The organism is Paenibacillus beijingensis (assembly GCF_000961095.1).
GTDB classification, from domain to species: Bacteria; Bacillota; Bacilli; order Paenibacillales; family Paenibacillaceae; genus Paenibacillus_O; species Paenibacillus_O beijingensis.
On record NZ_CP011058.1, the window covers coordinates 4,137,834 to 4,154,780 of the forward strand.

At 52.2% G+C, this 16,947-nt stretch carries 16 protein-coding genes and 2 pseudogenes; 14 read left to right on the forward strand and 4 right to left on the reverse strand.

Features of this window, described 5'->3' with window-relative positions; translation table 11 throughout:
* The first annotated feature begins 88 nt into the window (after nucleotides 1-88).
* The 5 genes and pseudogenes from VN24_RS18700 (at nucleotide 89) to VN24_RS18720 (ending at nucleotide 3,183) form a co-directional block, all read left to right on the forward strand.
* The gene (locus VN24_RS18700; RefSeq protein WP_082083901.1) at nucleotides 89-1,225 is read left to right on the forward strand and encodes a sulfite reductase subunit alpha; all 1,137 of its coding nucleotides are present in this window, start codon (nucleotides 89-91) and stop codon (nucleotides 1,223-1,225) included.
* Nucleotides 1,226-1,527: 302 nt separating this feature from the next.
* Nucleotides 1,528-1,833 (forward strand): rhodanese-like domain-containing protein, encoded by a 306-nt coding sequence (locus tag VN24_RS18705; protein WP_420798633.1) that lies wholly within the window; start codon nucleotides 1,528-1,530, stop codon nucleotides 1,831-1,833.
* A gap of 22 nt (nucleotides 1,834-1,855) precedes the next feature.
* A pseudogene (locus VN24_RS18710) lies at nucleotides 1,856-2,068 on the forward strand (sigma factor-like helix-turn-helix DNA-binding protein); the annotation flags it as partial.
* 74 nt (nucleotides 2,069-2,142) lie between these two features.
* Nucleotides 2,143-2,646 carry a molybdopterin-guanine dinucleotide biosynthesis protein B gene (gene mobB, locus VN24_RS18715; protein ID WP_238590729.1) on the forward strand — a complete coding sequence of 168 codons (504 nt, stop codon included), beginning with the start codon at nucleotides 2,143-2,145 and terminating at the stop codon, nucleotides 2,644-2,646.
* Between the two features lie 174 nt (nucleotides 2,647-2,820).
* The gene (locus tag VN24_RS18720; RefSeq protein ID WP_045671650.1) at nucleotides 2,821-3,183 is read left to right on the forward strand and encodes a group I truncated hemoglobin; all 363 of its coding nucleotides are present in this window, start codon (nucleotides 2,821-2,823) and stop codon (nucleotides 3,181-3,183) included.
* A gap of 189 nt (nucleotides 3,184-3,372) precedes the next feature.
* Here VN24_RS18720 and VN24_RS18725 read toward each other — a convergent pair whose 3' ends face one another.
* The 4 genes from VN24_RS18725 to VN24_RS18735 are packed head-to-tail and all read right to left on the reverse strand — an operon-like array spanning nucleotide 3,373 to nucleotide 5,762.
* Complete coding sequence (locus tag VN24_RS18725; protein WP_045671651.1) at nucleotides 3,373-3,828, reverse strand: heme-degrading domain-containing protein; 456 nt, start codon at nucleotides 3,826-3,828, stop codon at nucleotides 3,373-3,375.
* Nucleotides 3,829-3,831: 3 nt separating this feature from the next.
* Nucleotides 3,832-4,062, reverse strand: a complete 231-nt coding sequence (locus VN24_RS28270; protein WP_238590730.1) for a hypothetical protein — start codon at nucleotides 4,060-4,062, stop codon at nucleotides 3,832-3,834.
* Nucleotides 4,063-4,091: 29 nt separating this feature from the next.
* Entirely contained in the window at nucleotides 4,092-5,012 is a 921-nt protein-coding gene (locus tag VN24_RS18730) for an MFS transporter (RefSeq protein WP_238590731.1), read from the reverse strand.
* A gap of 3 nt (nucleotides 5,013-5,015) precedes the next feature.
* Nucleotides 5,016-5,762, reverse strand: coding sequence for an IclR family transcriptional regulator (locus VN24_RS18735; protein WP_045671652.1), 747 nt, complete (start codon nucleotides 5,760-5,762; stop codon nucleotides 5,016-5,018).
* 203 nt (nucleotides 5,763-5,965) lie between these two features.
* Between VN24_RS18735 and VN24_RS18740 the strand changes: the two genes are divergently transcribed.
* From VN24_RS18740 to VN24_RS18780, 9 genes and pseudogenes are all read left to right on the forward strand, one after another.
* Nucleotides 5,966-8,065 (forward strand): bifunctional aldolase/short-chain dehydrogenase, encoded by a 2,100-nt coding sequence (locus tag VN24_RS18740; protein WP_274520452.1) that lies wholly within the window; start codon nucleotides 5,966-5,968, stop codon nucleotides 8,063-8,065.
* 26 nt (nucleotides 8,066-8,091) lie between these two features.
* Nucleotides 8,092-9,374, forward strand: a pseudogene (rhaA, locus tag VN24_RS18745) (L-rhamnose isomerase).
* A 15-nt stretch (nucleotides 9,375-9,389) separates the two neighbouring features.
* Entirely contained in the window at nucleotides 9,390-10,856 is a 1,467-nt protein-coding gene (locus VN24_RS18750; protein WP_045671654.1) for a rhamnulokinase, read from the forward strand.
* Nucleotides 10,857-10,894: 38 nt separating this feature from the next.
* Nucleotides 10,895-11,653 carry a DeoR/GlpR family DNA-binding transcription regulator gene (locus VN24_RS18755; protein ID WP_045671655.1) on the forward strand — a complete coding sequence of 253 codons (759 nt, stop codon included), beginning with the start codon at nucleotides 10,895-10,897 and terminating at the stop codon, nucleotides 11,651-11,653.
* A 31-nt stretch (nucleotides 11,654-11,684) separates the two neighbouring features.
* Nucleotides 11,685-12,413 carry a (Fe-S)-binding protein gene (locus tag VN24_RS18760; protein ID WP_045671656.1) on the forward strand — a complete coding sequence of 243 codons (729 nt, stop codon included), beginning with the start codon at nucleotides 11,685-11,687 and terminating at the stop codon, nucleotides 12,411-12,413.
* Nucleotides 12,410-13,921 (forward strand): LutB/LldF family L-lactate oxidation iron-sulfur protein, encoded by a 1,512-nt coding sequence (locus tag VN24_RS18765; RefSeq protein ID WP_045671657.1) that lies wholly within the window; start codon nucleotides 12,410-12,412, stop codon nucleotides 13,919-13,921. Before VN24_RS18760 ends, VN24_RS18765 begins: the two co-directional genes overlap by 4 nt.
* On the forward strand, nucleotides 13,914-14,648 hold the full coding sequence (locus tag VN24_RS18770; RefSeq protein ID WP_045671658.1) for a LutC/YkgG family protein: 735 nt from the start codon (nucleotides 13,914-13,916) through the stop codon (nucleotides 14,646-14,648). The genes VN24_RS18765 and VN24_RS18770 overlap by 8 nt, the downstream gene beginning before the upstream one ends.
* A gap of 356 nt (nucleotides 14,649-15,004) precedes the next feature.
* Nucleotides 15,005-15,898 carry a helix-turn-helix domain-containing protein gene (locus tag VN24_RS18775; protein WP_148505278.1) on the forward strand — a complete coding sequence of 298 codons (894 nt, stop codon included), beginning with the start codon at nucleotides 15,005-15,007 and terminating at the stop codon, nucleotides 15,896-15,898.
* Nucleotides 15,899-16,015: 117 nt separating this feature from the next.
* Nucleotides 16,016-16,852 (forward strand): aldo/keto reductase, encoded by an 837-nt coding sequence (locus VN24_RS18780; protein ID WP_158453686.1) that lies wholly within the window; start codon nucleotides 16,016-16,018, stop codon nucleotides 16,850-16,852.
* Nucleotides 16,853-16,947: the final 95 nt, after the last annotated feature.

The window sequence follows — 16,947 nt, forward strand, 5'->3', positions numbered from 1 at the left end:
TTTAAGGGATTAACCGGCTTTTGTAGATGCTGTATAATAAAATCCGATATCATCATCATAAACTCCAAATACGAAAGAAGGCAAAAAGGTGAGTACAATATTTTCTAGAACAAATCCATTTCATGCGAAAGTTCTCAAGAATGTAAATTTAAATGGAGTTGGATCGAGCAAAGAGACCAGGCATATCGAGCTGTCGTTAACACGATCTGACCTTTCTTATGTCCCGGGCGATTGCCTGGGGATGATCCCCACCAATGATCCGGTACTCGTGAATTCCATTCTTGAGGAAATGAAATTGGACGCCGAAACGGCGGTTGAAATTAATAAGCAAGGTGAAACACTCCCATTAAAGGAAGCTCTTACAACATACTTTGAAATTACGCTATTAACGAAAAAAATTGTACAGCAGGCAGTGAATTTGACAGAAAACGAAGAGCTGCAAAAGCTTGTATCGAATGAAAATGCCGATCAACTCAAAGAGTATGTAGACGGGCGTGATCTGCTTGATTTGTTGCGTGATTTTGGGCCATGGAAAGCTTCTGCACAAGAGCTTGTCTCTTTGTTAAGAAAAATGACGCCACGGCTGTATTCAATTGCTAGCAGCATTACGGCTAATCCTGAGGAAGTGCATCTAACCATCGGTGCTGTGCGCTATACGGCTCACGGACGCGAACGAAAAGGAGTTTGTTCGATCTTATGTGCTGAACGTCTCCAAGAAGGAGATACGCTGCCGATATTTATTCAACAAAACAAGCACTTTAATCTGCCGGATTCTCAAGAAAAAGACATTATCATGGTTGGTCCGGGCACAGGCATTGCGCCATTCCGTTCTTTTATTCAGGAACGTGCATGGAATAAAGCGCCAGGCAGAGCTTGGCTATTTTTTGGCGACCAGCGTTCAGCCACGGATTTCCTTTATCAAACCGAGTTCGAAAGTTATCTAACAGACGGGGTACTGACCCGATTAGAGACTGCGTTCTCCCGTGATACGGCCGAGAAAGTATATGTACAGCATAAAATGCTTGAAAACAGCAAAGAATTGTTTGAGTGGCTGGAAAATGGCGCTTACTTCTACGTTTGTGGAGATAAGCAGTATATGGCGAAAGACGTCCACAACACACTCATTGACATTATTGAAAAAGAAGGCACGATGACCCGTGAAGCAGCCGAAGCGTATCTGAATGATATGAAAGAGCAAGGGCGTTACCAACGCGATGTGTATTAAAATCAAAAAGCGATGCACGGACGAGTGATTTAGAAGAAGAGGAGTGACTTTATGCCGCATTAGCGGTTGAAGTCATTCCTTTTTTACAGCTTTGTAGAGGGCAGCATACTGCCATTTCATTTGCTTTTTGCGGTTCGAGATAAGGGCGCGTTTCCGTAATAACAGGTCGGGAGGCTTCGTATTCTCTTGGTGCTCTTTGGCTGCGTATGAAATAGGACTCTCCCTTTATTTAGAGGAATTTTTCTTGCTTAAACCACACTATTTCAATTGGAAATCCGGAATATACAGAGAGCTATGGGGAAATTGACGTTCACCAGCTTCATGCGCGGCTTGATGATAACAGCTATTGTCTGGTGGATGTGCGCAATCAGAACGAATGGGACGAGGGAAGAATTCCCGGAGCGACGCATATCATGCTTGGCACCGTGCCGGAACGGTTAAACGAATTGCTTGAAGGGAAGTTGTTTATCGTACAATGCCATAGCGGCGCACGGTCGGCAATTGCCGCCAGCTTGCTGCAGGCAAACGGCTTCAAGAACGTGCTTAATGTCAAAGGAGGTTATCTGGCTTGGACCAAAGCCAAGCTTCCAGTCATCAAAAAATCATAGTAGCGGGATTGACTGGGCAGTTAAAAAAGAAGTCGTGATCAACCGTTTCGGACAGGAGCATGGCGGGGAAGAGCGGAAGCAGCGCGAGATCGCCAAGGAGCTTGGGATCTCTCGCAGCTACGTATCGCGGATCGAGAAGCGGGCGCAGATGAAGCTGTATCATGAGTTTGACAAATACAAAATTCATACCCAAAATAAAGCTACTCATGTTGTGGCATGGAATCGATCTCTGTAAGGATAGTATCAGCCTTGTATCGGATAGGAATGAGCGGAAAAAAATCTGCAGGAAGTAGCAGGAGGGTACGGGCATTGATAAACGCGATCGGTTTCGCAGGGTTTTCGAATAGCGGAAAGACGACGCTGATTACACGTTTGGCTGCCTGGTACGAGGGGCGGGGCATCCGGGTAGCCGTCATCAAGCATGATGCCCACGGGCATTATAAGGAATTGCCGGGTACAGACTCGTCTAAGTTCATCGCGAGCGGTGCGTCATCGGTTGTGGTCGTTTCGCCGGAGGAAACCCGGATTTACGAACGCCAATCTATTGGGCTCCAGGAACGGTTGAAGCGGATGGAAGGCCAGTACGATTTAGTTCTGATTGAAGGTTTTAAAACGGACAGTCACGATAAAATCGCGGTATTTCGTTCACCCGAACAAGCAGGTGTTGTGAGCCTGTTATCACCCCCGGCAATAGCCTGGGCGGCAGAAGATCCCGCGCATGCCGGGAGCGCCAAGGTTCCAATATACAGCATCAATGATATTGAAGGAATTGCATGCTTTATTTCGAACAGATTCAGCTTGCCGGTACTTTGAATTCAAGCAGGCAGCGTGCGACAGTGCATTCAAAATATGTTTTAAACGGCAACAGGAACCCTAACTAGCTTAAATCATAAGTAATCTTGCTTATGTGATGATGGGAAGTTATATTAAATACAAGTTAAGGGATAATGATTGAAGTTGAAGTTACGATTAAAAGGAGGAATTGCTATGGAGTCTGCTTCGTTGTATGAGAAACTTGGTGGAGAAGAAGTCATTGCAAAAGTTGTGGATGAATTTTATAAGCGAGTTTTAGCCGATGATACCGTCAATTCTTTTTTCGTGAAGACCGATATGGAGAAACAGCGTTCCCATCAAACGAAATTTATCAGCTTTGCCTTGGGAGGGCCCAATCAATATACCGGGAAATCGATGGCAAAGGCGCATGAAGGCATGAATTTGCAGCCGGCTCACTTTCAAGCCATTGCCAAGCATCTGAACGACACTCTTGTATTTTTTGGTGTTGACGAAGCGGATGTCCGAACGGTTCTGACCCACATTGGATCTTTAAAGGATGATGTTTTGTTTAAATAACACATGAGATTTTATCGTATCTTCACGAACGGATTACATACTAAATAAGAAGCGAATTCCAATGCAGCTGCTGGGATAAGAACATACATCTTTTCAAAGATCCGCGCTTGGCGCGGGTTTTTTGCTTTCTGAGGAAGTACTTATAGTGGACTGCCTATCGAAGGCAGTCCACTTTGGGCTGACAGGCTATTATCGGTTCAGCAATCTTCTAATCCCTTCCACGGCGTAATCATGATCAAGCTGGCCTGTCAGTCCGCCGACCGTAACAGTGCCGACGACACCGATTCCTCTTATCCGGATCGGAAACGATCCGCCTACCGCCTGATATTCAGCCGGGGAGAGAAGAGAGCTTTCCGAATGCGTCGTTCCGTTTTGGGCAAAACGGGCTTCAATATAGGCAGAGCTCCGATTGTAATGATCGACGATCCGTTTCTTCCGGAACAGCCACGTGTAATTCTCTTCAGAAGTGCCTTCCATAAGGTGGGTGAAAAGCGGGACACGATTGCCCTCAATGTGCACAGCGATGGAGGTGCCGTTTTCTTTGGCATATTCAATGATCTTCAAACCGAGCCTAAGGGCGTCCTCATTCGTGAAGCTCGTAAATTCCAGTTCTTGTTCCTGTTGTTCCAGTATCTGCAGGTTCATGGGTCATCTCTCCTCAAATAAATGTTGTTTTTTGTCCAATCGATAGTTGACAGCAGCTAAAATCAAAGCGAAACCAACGATAGTGGCACCGATCCAGGCGGTGTCCAAATAATTCATATCATAAACCGAGTAACTGCCGAGAGTGGAGCCGCCGGCAATGCCTACGTTGAAGGCGGAAATGTTGAGTGCGGAAGCAATATCTTTGGCGGAAGGGACCAGCCTCTCGGCCAGCATTAGAATATACGCCTGAACGCCCGGAGACATCATAAAGGCGAACAAGCCCAATAACAGAACATACTAAGCGATCGGCTGGGCAGCAGCACCATTTGCAGCAGCAGGACGATACCCTGGAAAAGAAAGACGGTCTGCAATGCTTTGACAGGGTGTCCGTTAGCTAGTTTTCCGCCCACGACATTACCGATTGCGACAGCAACGCCATACACTAGCAGCAGTAATGAAATCGATTTGGATGAAAAACCGCTCACTTCTTCCAGAATGGGGGACAAGTAGGTAAACAAGGCAAAGGTTCCGCCGAAACCTAGCACGGTCATTAGAAGAGCCAGTAGAATGCGCCGGTTCCTGATAAGGCTGACGACATCCGTCATGGATGGCGGCTTGCTTTGTTGGTTTATTTTGTTCAAGGCGAACAGGTTGACGATAAATGCGATCAAACCCAATCCGGCAACAGCGCCGAAAGTGAAACGCCAGCCGAATTGTTGTCCGATGTAGGTACCAAAGGGAACGCCTGCAATGGTGGCGACAGTTAAACCGGTGAACATGATCGAGATTGCCGTTCCTTTTTTGTTTGCCGGCACGATATCGGCGGCAACGGTTGCCGCGATGGCAAAGAAAACTCCATGCGCAACGGCTGTGACGATACGCGATAACAGCAGAATAGAGTAAGATTGTGCAATGGCGGATAGCGCATTTCCTAAGATAAAAACAGCCATTAAAAACAAGAGGAAGCCTTTTTTGGGAAAACGTCCTGTCATGGCTGTAATGAGCGGCGTTCCGATTGCAACAGCGGCCGCATAACCGGAAATTAACGTTCCGGATTTGGTGATCGTAATTCCAAGATCGTCCGCAACGGTTTGCAGGAGACCAACGATAACGAATTCCGTCGTTCCAATTGCAAACGCACTTACGGCAAGCGACACGAGGGCGATATAGACTTTAGGGGACATGTTTCACCTCATGATTTCTAATTGCTCGGAGATTTGATTGCTGCACTCCAACAGCTTTTTGCTGAATGTCCGGTCTTTCTGCTTGGTCAAGCGTGCGGATGGCCCGGATAAAGCGATCGCGGCAATTACTTCTCCGTGGTAGAAAACCGGCGCTGCGATACAGCGTAAACCGATTTCCGTTTCTTCATCGTCGACTGCGTAGCCTTGCTGTCGAATCACCTTCAGATGCTCCTTCAAAAGGTGAGGATCAACGAACGTATTTTTCGTATTTTTTTGCAGGTTTAATTGTTTTAGAATCGCTTCGCGTTTGTTTTCATCCAGGAAAGCTAAAATCGCTTTGCCAAAAGCGCTGAGGTGGGCGGGCGCTTGTTCGCCGACCTGGGAGTGGATCCGCATCGTATGCGTGCCTTCGACGACTTGTGTCGTTACCATATTTGTCCCATGGAGAATGCCGACATAAAGCGTTTCGCCAATCTCCCGGCTTAACTGATAGAGTGGAGGGACCGATTGCCAATCCAGTCTCGGATTGGATGGGGAAGCCGGCTTCCCGGCCTTTTCAGTTGCGCGGTAAGCATGGTCTTCTTTTTTCACATAGCCCATACTCTCAAGCGTATAGAGCAATCGGAACGTCGTCGATTTGTTAAGCCCGAACGCCCGCATCAGTTCTGTCGACGTCATGCGATCCGTTTGCTGCAAAGCCTCCAGAATCATCAGCCCTTTTTTTAATGTGGCTAGTTCGTATTGGCTCATCTATTCACCTCTCCTTCATATGACCCCCATCGTAGAGCACATGCAATAATAAATCAAATAAAGGGAGAAGAGTTTCAATTATAGAACCAAACGAAAGATGAAGTGTGAAAGTAAGCTAACGAGCGGAGCGGGTTGAAAAAACAAAAACAAATCTATTCAAACGAAAACAAAGGTGATATAGTAGGAATAAGCAAAAACAAACAATCACAAATAAAACTAATCGGAGGAAGCTTATGGTGCACAATTTATGGGACAATAATGCGGCTGGCGGGCTTAAGAGCGTGCTCGACGAGCTTGTTTACCGTTCCAACCTGATCGGCTCGGACCGCAGCGTGTGCAACTGGGGCGGCGGCAATACGTCCAGCAAAACGACGGTTAAAGATTTTCGCGGACGCGACGTTGAAGTGATGTTTGTTAAGGGCAGCGGATCCGACCTTGCGACGATGAAGGCGGGCAACTTTACGGGGCTCCGGATGGAGGATATCCGGCCGCTGTTCGAGCGCGACGATATGTCCGACGCGGAAATGGTCGCCTACCTGGCGAACTGCATGATCGACGCGAAGCACCCGCGGGCGTCCATCGAAACGCTGCTGCATGCGTTTCTGCCGTTCAAGCATGTTGATCATACGCATCCCGATGCGATCATCAGCCTTTGCTGTACGGATAACGGCAAAGCGATCGCGAGGGAGATCTTCGGCGACCGATTCGTTTGGGTGCCGTACATCCGCCCCGGCTTCAAGCTGTCCAAGATGATCGCCGAAGGCGTGCTTGCGAACCCGAAAGCTGAACTGGTGCTGATGGAGAAGCACGGTCTTGTAACATGGGGTGAAACGGCCGAAGCGAGCTACGCCAAAACGATCGGCATCATCAACGAAGCGGCAAGCTACATTGAAGCGCGGGTGGACGAAAGCAGTCTGTTCGGCGGGGTGAAATCCCGTCCATTGGATCACGATACGCGCAGAGCGATTGCGGCCCGGGTTATGCCGGTTATCCGCGGCGCGGTGAGCGACGGCAAGAGAATGATTCTTTCCTTTGACGATGCCGACGACGTCCTGCAGTTTGCCGGCGGCCGCGACTCCGCCGCGCTGTCTCAAGTGGGCGCAGCCTGTCCGGACCATCTTGTTCATACGAAAATGGTCCCGCTCTTCATCGATTGGGAACCGGATCAGGATGACGTCGAAGGGCTGAAGAAGAAGCTGCAAGAAGGTATTGCCGCTTATAAGACGAAATATAAAGCCTATTACGAGCGGAACAAAAATGAAAGCGATGTCATGTTCGAAGCGGCGCCGCGCGTTATTCTCATTCCCGGAGTCGGCATGATCAATACGGGGAAAAGCTGGGCGATGTCCCGGGTCAGCGGCGCGCTCTATCACCGCGCGATCGCTGTGATGAGGGGAGCAACCGCACTCGGCAGTTTTGTATCGTTAAGCGAGAATGAATCGTACAACGTGGAGTACTGGCCGCTCGAGCTGTACAAACTGTCGCTCGCCCCGGCCGAAGCGGAATTCAGCCGCAAGGTTGCGTTCATTACGGGCGGCGCCGGCGGAATCGGCAGTGAAACGGCTCGCCTTCTTGCAAGCGAAGGAGCGCATGTCGTGCTCGCCGACTTGAACCTCGATGGCGCATTGAAGGTCGCCGAAGAATTGAATTCGCAATATGGGGAGAACCGTGCGCTCGCAGTTCATATGGACGTAACGAGTGAAGAAGCCGTGCAGGCTGCTATTGCGGATACGGCACGGGCCTACGGCGGCGTCGACATCATTGTCAATAACGCGGGTCTTGCCACCTCCAGCCCGTTTGATGAGACGTCTCTTAAAGAATGGAATTTAAATTTAAACGTGCTGGGCACGGGATATTTCCTGGTTGCCCGCGAAGCGTTCAAGCTAATGAAAGAGCAAGGGAACGGCGGCAGCATAGTATTCGTCGGCTCCAAAAATTCCGTCTATGCGGGGAAGAACGCTTCCGCGTACAGCGCGGCCAAAGCGCTCGAGACGCATCTTGCACGCTGCATCGCTGCGGAAGGAGGGGAGCATGGCATCCGCGTCAACTCCATTTTGCCTGATGCGATCTTGCAGGGCTCGGCGATCTGGAATTCCAGCTGGCGGAACGAACGCGCCGCGTCATACGGCATTGAGCCGGAACAACTGGAAGAATACTACCGCAACCGCACGACGCTGAGGGTTAATATTTTTCCGCGGGACATCGCCGAAGGGATCGCCTTTTTCGCTTCCTCCAAAGCAGAGAAAACGACGGGCTGCATGCTGACGATCGACGGCGGGGTACCGGCGGCGTTTACACGGTAATAACACTTTGAACAAGGAGGAAAACGATGCAACCCGCGATCGAAAAAAGCTATGAGGCGGCGAAGGAACTGTATCGGCAGCATGGCATTGACGTTGATCAAGCGCTGCGGAATCTCGAAAAAATCAAAGTTTCCGTCCATTGCTGGCAGGGAGACGACGTGCGCGGCTTCCTCTTTCGCGATCGGCAATTGACCGGAGGCATATCGGTGACGGGCAATTATCCGGGTGCGGCACGTACGCCCGATCAGTTAAGAAGCGATTTGGAGAAAGCGTTCACAATGATTCCGGGCAAACATAAAGTGAATCTTCATGCGATTTATGCGGATACCGATGAACAAGTCGATCTGAACGAGCTGAAGCCGAGGCATTTTCAAAAGTGGGTGGATTGGGCGCGGGAGCAAGGGCTTGGTCTGGATTTCAATCCGACCTGCTTTTCGCACGAAAAATCGAAGGACGGATTTACGCTGAGCCATCCGGATGCTGCCATCCGCCAGTTCTGGGTTGAGCATTGCAAATCTTCGCGTCAAATCGGCGCGTATTTCGGCGAGCAGCTGGGCCAAACTTGCGTGACGAACATTTGGATTCCCGACGGCTACAAGGATACGCCTGTGGACCGGCTGTCGCCCCGCCAAAGGCTGAAAGCTTCGCTTGATGAGGTTTTCGCCGAGGAAATTGATCCGGCATTCAACCTGGACGCGGTGGAAAGCAAGCTGTTCGGACTCGGCTCGGAAGCGTATGTTGTGGGCTCCCATGAATTTTATATGGGCTACGGCATTCGCAACAACAAGCTGATTTGTCTGGATGCCGGTCATTTCCATCCGACGGAAACGATCTCCGGCAAGCTGTCTTCGCTTGCGCTGTTCGGGAGCGGCATGCTGCTGCATGTCAGCCGCCCGATGCGGTGGGACAGCGACCATGTTGTCGTGCTCGACGATGAATTGCTGGAAATCGGGAGGGAGCTGGTGCGGGGGAGCTGCTGGACATCACCCATATCGGCCTGGACTTTTTCGATGCCAGCATTAACCGTGTCGCCGCTTGGGTCATCGGCACGCGCAATACGCTCAAAGCACTTCTCCGCGCGATGCTTGAACCGGTCGATAAGCTGAAGAAAGCGGAGCGGGATGGTGACTATACAACGCGGCTGGCCTTAACGGAAGAGTTCAAATCTTATCCGTTCGGCGCTGTCTGGGATTATTATTGCGCATCAAAGGGCGTTCCCGTCCGGGAAGAATGGCTTGCCGAAGTAAAATCGTATGAACGGGAAGAATTGCTGAAGCGCGACTCGGAAAATACAGTCATTCCCACGTAAAGGCGGTAGCTGCCGATGAGTATTCTCGCATATGATTTGGGCGCGAGCAGTGGGAGGGCGCTGCTCGGACGGCTGAACGGACAGAAGATCGAAATCGACGAGCTGCATCGCTTTCCGAATGAGCCCGTTCAGGCGGGCGGCCGCCTCCATTGGGATATTTTGCGGCTTTTCCATGAAATGAAGCAGGGTCTACTAAAGGCAAAGCATGCGGGTATCGCCCTGGACAGCATAGCCATTGACTCTTGGGCCGTCGATTTCGGATTGATCGGCGAAAACGGTGAATTACTGGGCAATCCATACCATTACCGTGACCCTCATACGGATGGCGTGATGGAGAAAGTGGGCGGGAAGCTCACGCATTCGTTCATTTTCGAGCGGACCGGCATTCAGTTTCTGCCGTTCAACACGATTTATCAGCTGGCTGCGCTCCGGGAGGCGAATTCGCCGCTTCTGCGGGAAGCGAAGCGTTTCCTGATGATTCCGGATTTGCTCCGCTATTTTTTTACCGGAGAAATGCTCAGTGAGTTCTCGAACGCAACGACAACGCAGCTGTATAATCCTATCGCAGGCGGGTGGGATGGCGATCTGCTTGCCGGCATCGGCATTTCGCCGTCGCTCTTCGGTCCGGTTGCGGATCCCGGCTCAAACGCCGGACAGCTGCTTCCGTCTATTGTCCGCGAACTGGGGATCCCAGCGATCCGGGTCATTGCCGCAGCGGAGCATGATACCGGCTCAGCCGTAGCGGCAGTGCCGTCGGCGACGCGGTCCTTTGCTTATCTCAGCTGCGGCACCTGGTCGCTCCTGGGCACGGAAGTGAATGAGCCCGTCCTTTCCGAGCAAGCGATGCGGCTGAACTTTACGAATGAAGGCGGCGTCGGACGAACGTACAGGCTGCTCAAAAACATTATGGGGCTATGGATTATGCAGGAAACGAAACGCGAATGGGACAGGGCGGGTCGCGAATTCAGCTACCCCGAGCTTGTCCGGCTTGCGGACGGGGCGCCCGCCTTGCGCGCGTTCATCGATCCGGACGATCCGCTCTTCCTTGCCCCCGGCGATATGACGCCCCGCATTCACGAGTACTGCCGCCGGACCGGCCAGCGGCCGCCTGAGATGCCGGGTGAGGTAATCCGTTGTATTTTGGAAAGCCTGGCTTTAAAATACCGTTATGTGCTGGAGCTTACGGAATTGTTGTCCGGGCGGTTGTTTGACGGCCTGCATATGGTAGGCGGCGGGATCCGGAACGAGCTGTTGTGCCGGTTCTCCGCAAACGCAATCGGCAAGCCGGTATGGGCGGGTCCCGCGGAGGGCAGCGCCATCGGCAACCTGGCGGTGCAATGGATGGCCCGGGGGGATTTATCCGATATTTGGGAAGCGCGCCGGGTGATCAAGGAATCGTTTCCGGTCGTCGAATACGAACCGGAACAACAAGAGGTCTGGGAAGACGCATACGGCAGATTCCGGCGGATCATCGGATATTAATTTTTTCATTACAAGGAACGGATGGAGGGATCTGCAGCATGCTGGTCGCGGAACGGTATGAAAAAATCGTACAGTTGGTGAACGAAAAAGGAAGCATGCGTGTTTCCGAGCTCAGCGAGCTGTGCGAGGTGACGGAAGAGACGATTCGGCGCGACCTGGATCGTCTGGAGGAGGCGGGCCGCCTTCGCCGTTCGCATGGCGGCGCGGTCAGCGTCAAGGATCAGCAGCCGGAGATTCCATATTTCGTGCGGGAAATTGCCAATATGGAGGAAAAGCGCCGGATCGCAAGCGAAGCGGTCAAGCACATTGAGCATGGCGAGCGGATTTTGCTGGACGCCAGCACGACGGCTTGGTATATGGCCTCGATTTTGCCCGATATTCCGCTCACGGTGCTGACAAATTCCATCAAGGTCGCGACGGAGCTTGCATCGAAGGAGAAGATTCAGGTTATTTCCACCGGCGGCATTCTGGCGCAGCGTTCTCTGTCATTCGTCGGCCCGCTGACGGAACGGTCACTGGACGCTTATTACGTCAATAAGCTCTTTTTTTCATGCAAGGGCGTTCATTTGGGGCGGGGCATCAGCGAATCGAACGAGCTGCAGGCGACGGTGAAACGAAAAATGATCGGGATCGCGGATCGGGTCTATCTGCTGGCAGACGCATCCAAATTCGGCATCCAGGCGTTCACCCATGTTGCGGAACTGAGCGAGGTGGATCATCTGATTACCGATAAGCGGGCTTCCGCGCCGCTGATCGAACTGCTTGAGGAACGATCGATTGAAGTAAGCGCCGTATAATGATTTGGATAAGGGCAAGGAGTTGATCTTCATGAAGGTCTCCTTATTCATCACCTGTCTGAGCGACGCCGTTTATCCCGCGGTGGGCGAGGCGATGGTCAGGCTGCTGGCGGCAGCCGGCGTTGCGCTGGATTTCCCGAAAGTGCAGACATGCTGCGGGCAGCCTGCATATAACAGCGGATATTGGAAGGAGGCCCGAACGACGGCCAGGACGATTCTCGATGCGTTTGAAGACAGCGATTTTGTCATCTCGCCTTCGGGCTCCTGCACGTATATGGTTCATCACTATCCGGAGCTGTTCAAGGATGAGCCGGTTTATTACGCGAAAGCGGAACGCCTTCAGCAGAAAACGTACGAATTTGCACAATTTATGGTGAGCGTGCTGGACGTGACGGATATCGGCGCCGTTTTTCCGCATAAGGTCACGTATCATCCTTCCTGCCACGGCAGCAGACTGCTTGGGGTGAAGAATGAACCGATGGAGCTGCTCCGCCATGTGCGCGGTCTGGAATTTGTGCCGATCCCGTACGCAGAGGACTGCTGTGGTTTCGGCGGCACGTTTGCCGTCAAAATGGCACCAATCTCCGGCGCCATGGTAACCGAAAAGGTGGATCACATCAGGGAGACGGGTGCAGAGGTGCTGGTAGGTCTCGATATGGCCTGCCTGATGAACATTGCCGGCAACCTGCGCTACCGGAACGAGCCGGTTCGGGTCATGCATCTGGCCGAGCTGCTGTACGAAGGAGTGAAAGGGAGATGAGCGCGGCCGGGACGAAAAATGAAAGCGTTAAACAGCGGGCGGAGCAGGCGCTCCGCGACGAATTTTTGCGCAAGGCGGTACGGTTCACGACGGAGCGGCTTAGGCTCGGTAAGCAATTGGCTTCGGAGCAGCACGGCAATTGGGACGAATGGCGCGAACGCGGCCGGCAGATCCGGCTGCACACGATCGCTCACCTGGACTATTACCTCAACCTGTTTGCGGAACAGGCACGGGCAAACGGCGTTCACATCCATTTTGCCGAAACCGGGGCGGAAGCGGTGCGGATCGCGCTCGTTATCGCCCGGAGCAAGGCGGCAAAGACCGCCGTGAAATCGAAATCAATGGTGACCGAGGAGCTGCATCTGAACGATGCGCTGGAAGACATCGGCGTGGAAGCGGTGGAGACCGATCTCGGTGAATACATTATTCAACTGGCGGGCGAAACGCCTTCGCACATCATCATTCCGGCGATTCATAAAAACCGGCATCAGATCGCGGACCTGCTGTCCAAGGAAGCGGGCGAAACGCTGGAGCCCGATACGACGATACTGGCCGGATTCGTCCGCCAAAAACTGCGCGAGAAATTTCTCGAAGCCGACATCGGCATCACCGGCTGCAATTTCGCGGTCGCCGAGACCGGTTCCATCGTGCTGTTTGAAAATGAAGGAAATGCGAGAATGGTCACCACTTTGCCGAAGACGCAGATTACGTTTATGGGAATGGAGCGAATCGTTCCGTCGTGGGCGGATCTGGAAGTGATGGCCACGCTGCTGCCCCGTTCGGCGACCGGCCAGAAGCTGACGGTTTACATGTCCGGCATTACGGGACCGAAACGGGAAGCGGATGCGGACGGACCGGAGGAGATGCATATCGTCATTGTCGACAACGGCCGTTCGAACCAACTGGGCGACCCCGAGTTCCAGGAGCTGCTGAATTGCATCCGCTGCGGCGCCTGTTTGAACGCTTGCCCGGTGTACCGCCATATCGGCGGCCATGCCTACGGCGGCACCTACAGCGGGCCGATCGGTGCCGTTCTGACGCCCGCTTTGCAGCGTAACGCGGCGCAGTGGGACGATATCGCGAATGCGTCCAGCCTGTGCGGCGCCTGTTATGAAGCGTGTCCGGTCAAAATTCCGCTGCACGATATGCTTGTTTATTTGCGGCGGCGCAAAGTGGAAAGCGGTTACGGGAATAAGTTGGAGACGCTCGGCATGAAAGGTTTTGCCGCCGCAGCGGGAACGGCGGGTCGAATGCACGGCGCGTTGAAGCTCGGACGAATCGGCCAAAGGCTGGTCGTGCAAAACGGCGGGATCCGGATCAAGCTGGGTCCGCTGAAAGGCTGGAACAGCTGCCGGGTCGCGCCGAGTTTGCCGAAGGAATCGTTCCGCGACCGCTGGACGAATCTGGAGCGCGAATCCCGCGAAATCGCGTTGAAGCCGGAGCTGCGGCATCGCATGGAAGCGATACTGAAGGAACGGGAGAAAGGAGGCGGCAGGCATCATGGCTGATCCGCACCGGGAAATGCTCGCGGGCATGGCGAAGGAATCGCGGCTCAAGCAGGAACTGTTCATGAACTTCATCGCGGGCAAGCTGAAGAGGCCGAGGGTAACGGAGCCGCCGGCCCATCCTTACAGGGGGGCGCCCGGTTTTTGGAATCGTTTTGAATGGCCGCCGGAGGAAAGGATCGAACGATTTATCACGCATTTCAAGGCTGCAGGCGGCCATGCGGTACGCCTTGAAGGGATGGCGGACGCCAAAGCTTTCATCGCGGACAAAGCGGCGGAAATGGGGGCGGGGCACGTGCTCAGGCAGGATTGCGAGGAGCTGGCTGCGCTCGATCTGGAAGCCGCGCTTCCAACTGCAAAGGTTTCCGTCTGGAACCGCGATGCGGACGAGAACTGGAAGGCTTGCGCGGCAGCATCCGACGTTGGCGTCGTCATGGCCGATTATGCCGCGGCCTATACCGGCTCCGTGTGCGTTCTCTCGGATAAAACGAAGGGCAGGTCGGTCAGCCTGCTGCCGGCCGCGCTGTTTGTGATCCTGCCGGCCGAGCGGCTGAAGACTCGGCTCGGCGAAATTTTGGGACATTTCGACAAGGCAGGACGGGCAAACTTGCCCGCGGGGATTCATTTTATTTCCGGCCCGAGCCGCTCGGCTGATATTGAGAACGACTTGACGATTGGCGTGCACGGTCCCGGAATCGTATATGCGCTGGTGGTGGAGCAGTCATGCTGAGAACAGCCTATAACAGGCTCCTTCGCTTTCTGGATGATAGCGCTGAGCTGGCGCGATAAGGGCCGGATATCCTGCTCAAGGAATCGAACAAAGCCGCGAAGCCGACCCGCGACATGCATCATTTGTTCTCGGATGCCTTATTCGAAATGATTATGTTTTCATAACCGCTATCCAACAATTTGAGAGAGCCCGGGTGTAACTGTCGCCCGGGCTCTTGCTGTTCATCCGGCCTTAAATGGCGACGGAAATGCTTTACGTAAAAAATAGGGTTCATGCGATATAATACAAAGAAGCGGCATTAAATCGGGGTAGTGGCAGGAGTTGTACGCCGATTGTTGTGGAAGGAAGGTGAGGAAATGGCAAGCATAAACAGAAGCATAAAGCGCGATCGCATTCCCGTATACAATTTTCGCGATGCTGGGGGAACCGGTCACGAAACCTGCGTTGAGCTGAAACGGCTGGAGCATCTTTCGGAGTTCATTATGAATGAAACAACCCGCTGGCATCGCCACGACCATTACGAGCTGTTCTGGATAACAGGAGGTGCCGGCAACGCTTCCGTCGATTTTCAGGAGTATTTCATTGAAGCCGGGACGATGATGCTCATCTCGCCGGGCCAGGTTCATGCGGTAAATTTGATTCAACCGTTAAAAGGGTTTTTATTAATTTTCAGCCCGTTCTATATGGCCGGACTGCGCGAAAGCTCATTTGAGCGGTCACCGGTTTCGCTATCCGGAAATATCGGACAACCCGTCATGACTGTAGACGAAGAACGGTTTGACGTCATGAACGGTCTGCTTCGCCTCCTGGAGCGTGAATATCGATCAGATCTGGACCATCGGCAAACCGCTCTCGGCAGTTTATTGAATCTCGTGATGATTGAAGCGGATCGCTTTTCGCATTCCAAGCTGCAAGATCATCGGAACGATGCCGGCTATATGCTGGCAAGCCGGTTTTTGTCCCGGGTGGAGTCCGATTTCCGAACCCGCTTGAGGGTAAGCGACTACGCCGCCCTGTTTCATGTGACAAACAATCATCTTATCGATACGGTGAAACGGATCGTTGGCCGGCCCGCAGGCGAACTGATACGGGAACGCCGGCTGCTGGAAGCGAAGCGGCTGCTTCGTTATTCAGGGCTGACGGTCGATGAAATTGCTTGTCAGCTCAGCTTTGACGATCCTTCTTATTTCAGCCGGTTTTTCAAAAAAAATACGGGGACGTCGCCGACTGCTTTTCGCAGCCATCCATAAAAAGTACTGTTCTTACCGGAATGTGTCCTAACCAATGTTCATGAAGTCCGGATATAATATTGACTTATTCTGAAGCTGCTGTTTTCACAGCAATTTGTTCTTTGGGGAGGAATCAAGTTGAGCAGACAATTGGAAGATTCAATCAGGCTGAACAATGATATTTTAATGCCGCAGCATGGCTTTGGCGTTTATCTGATCGAGGATCCGTCGGAAGCCGAAATGGTCGTCAATAAAGCTTTGCAGGTCGGTTACCGTTCTTTTGACACCGCGCAGTTTTATAATAACGAAGGTTTGCTCGGCCGCATATTAAAAGAAAGCCCTGTTGATCGTGATGATTTGTTCATTACAACGAAAATAACAAACGAAAAACAAGGCTATGATCTCACGCTCTCGTCCTTTGAACAATCGTTGCAAAAGTTACAGCTGACCCAGCTCGATCTGCTGCTCGTTCACTGGCCCAGCGAAAAACATTTTTTCGAAACTTGGCGCGCGTTTGAAAGGTTGTATGAAGAGAAGCTGGTTCGCGCGATCGGGGTTTGCAACTATCAGATCGAACATTTGCAAAAACTGGAGACGAGGGCGAATGTGGTGCCGGCGGTCAATCAAATTGAATGCCATCCTTATCTAACCCAGTATCCGCTCAAACAATACTTGAAAGAGCGCCATATTGCGGCAGAAGCATGGAGTCCGCTTGGCCGGGGGGCGGTTTTAAACGATCCTGATCTGAATGAGATCGCGGGTCGTCTCCGTAAATCCACTGCGCAAGTTATTTTACGCTGGCATCTGCAGCAGGATACGATTATTATTCCGAAATCAAGCACTCCGCGCCGCATCGCCGAAAATGCGGACATCTATGATTTTGAATTATCGGAGGACGATATGGCTGCGATCGATAAATTAAATATTGATCATCGTACCGGACCCGATCCTGACGAAATGTACTTGAAAATTTGATGTTTCATATCGATTTATGGAAGAAAACATAACATTTTAGTATTTACAGCTGTTAGTTATGAAGTATAATAGGGTTATAAGTTATGTTTAGGTTA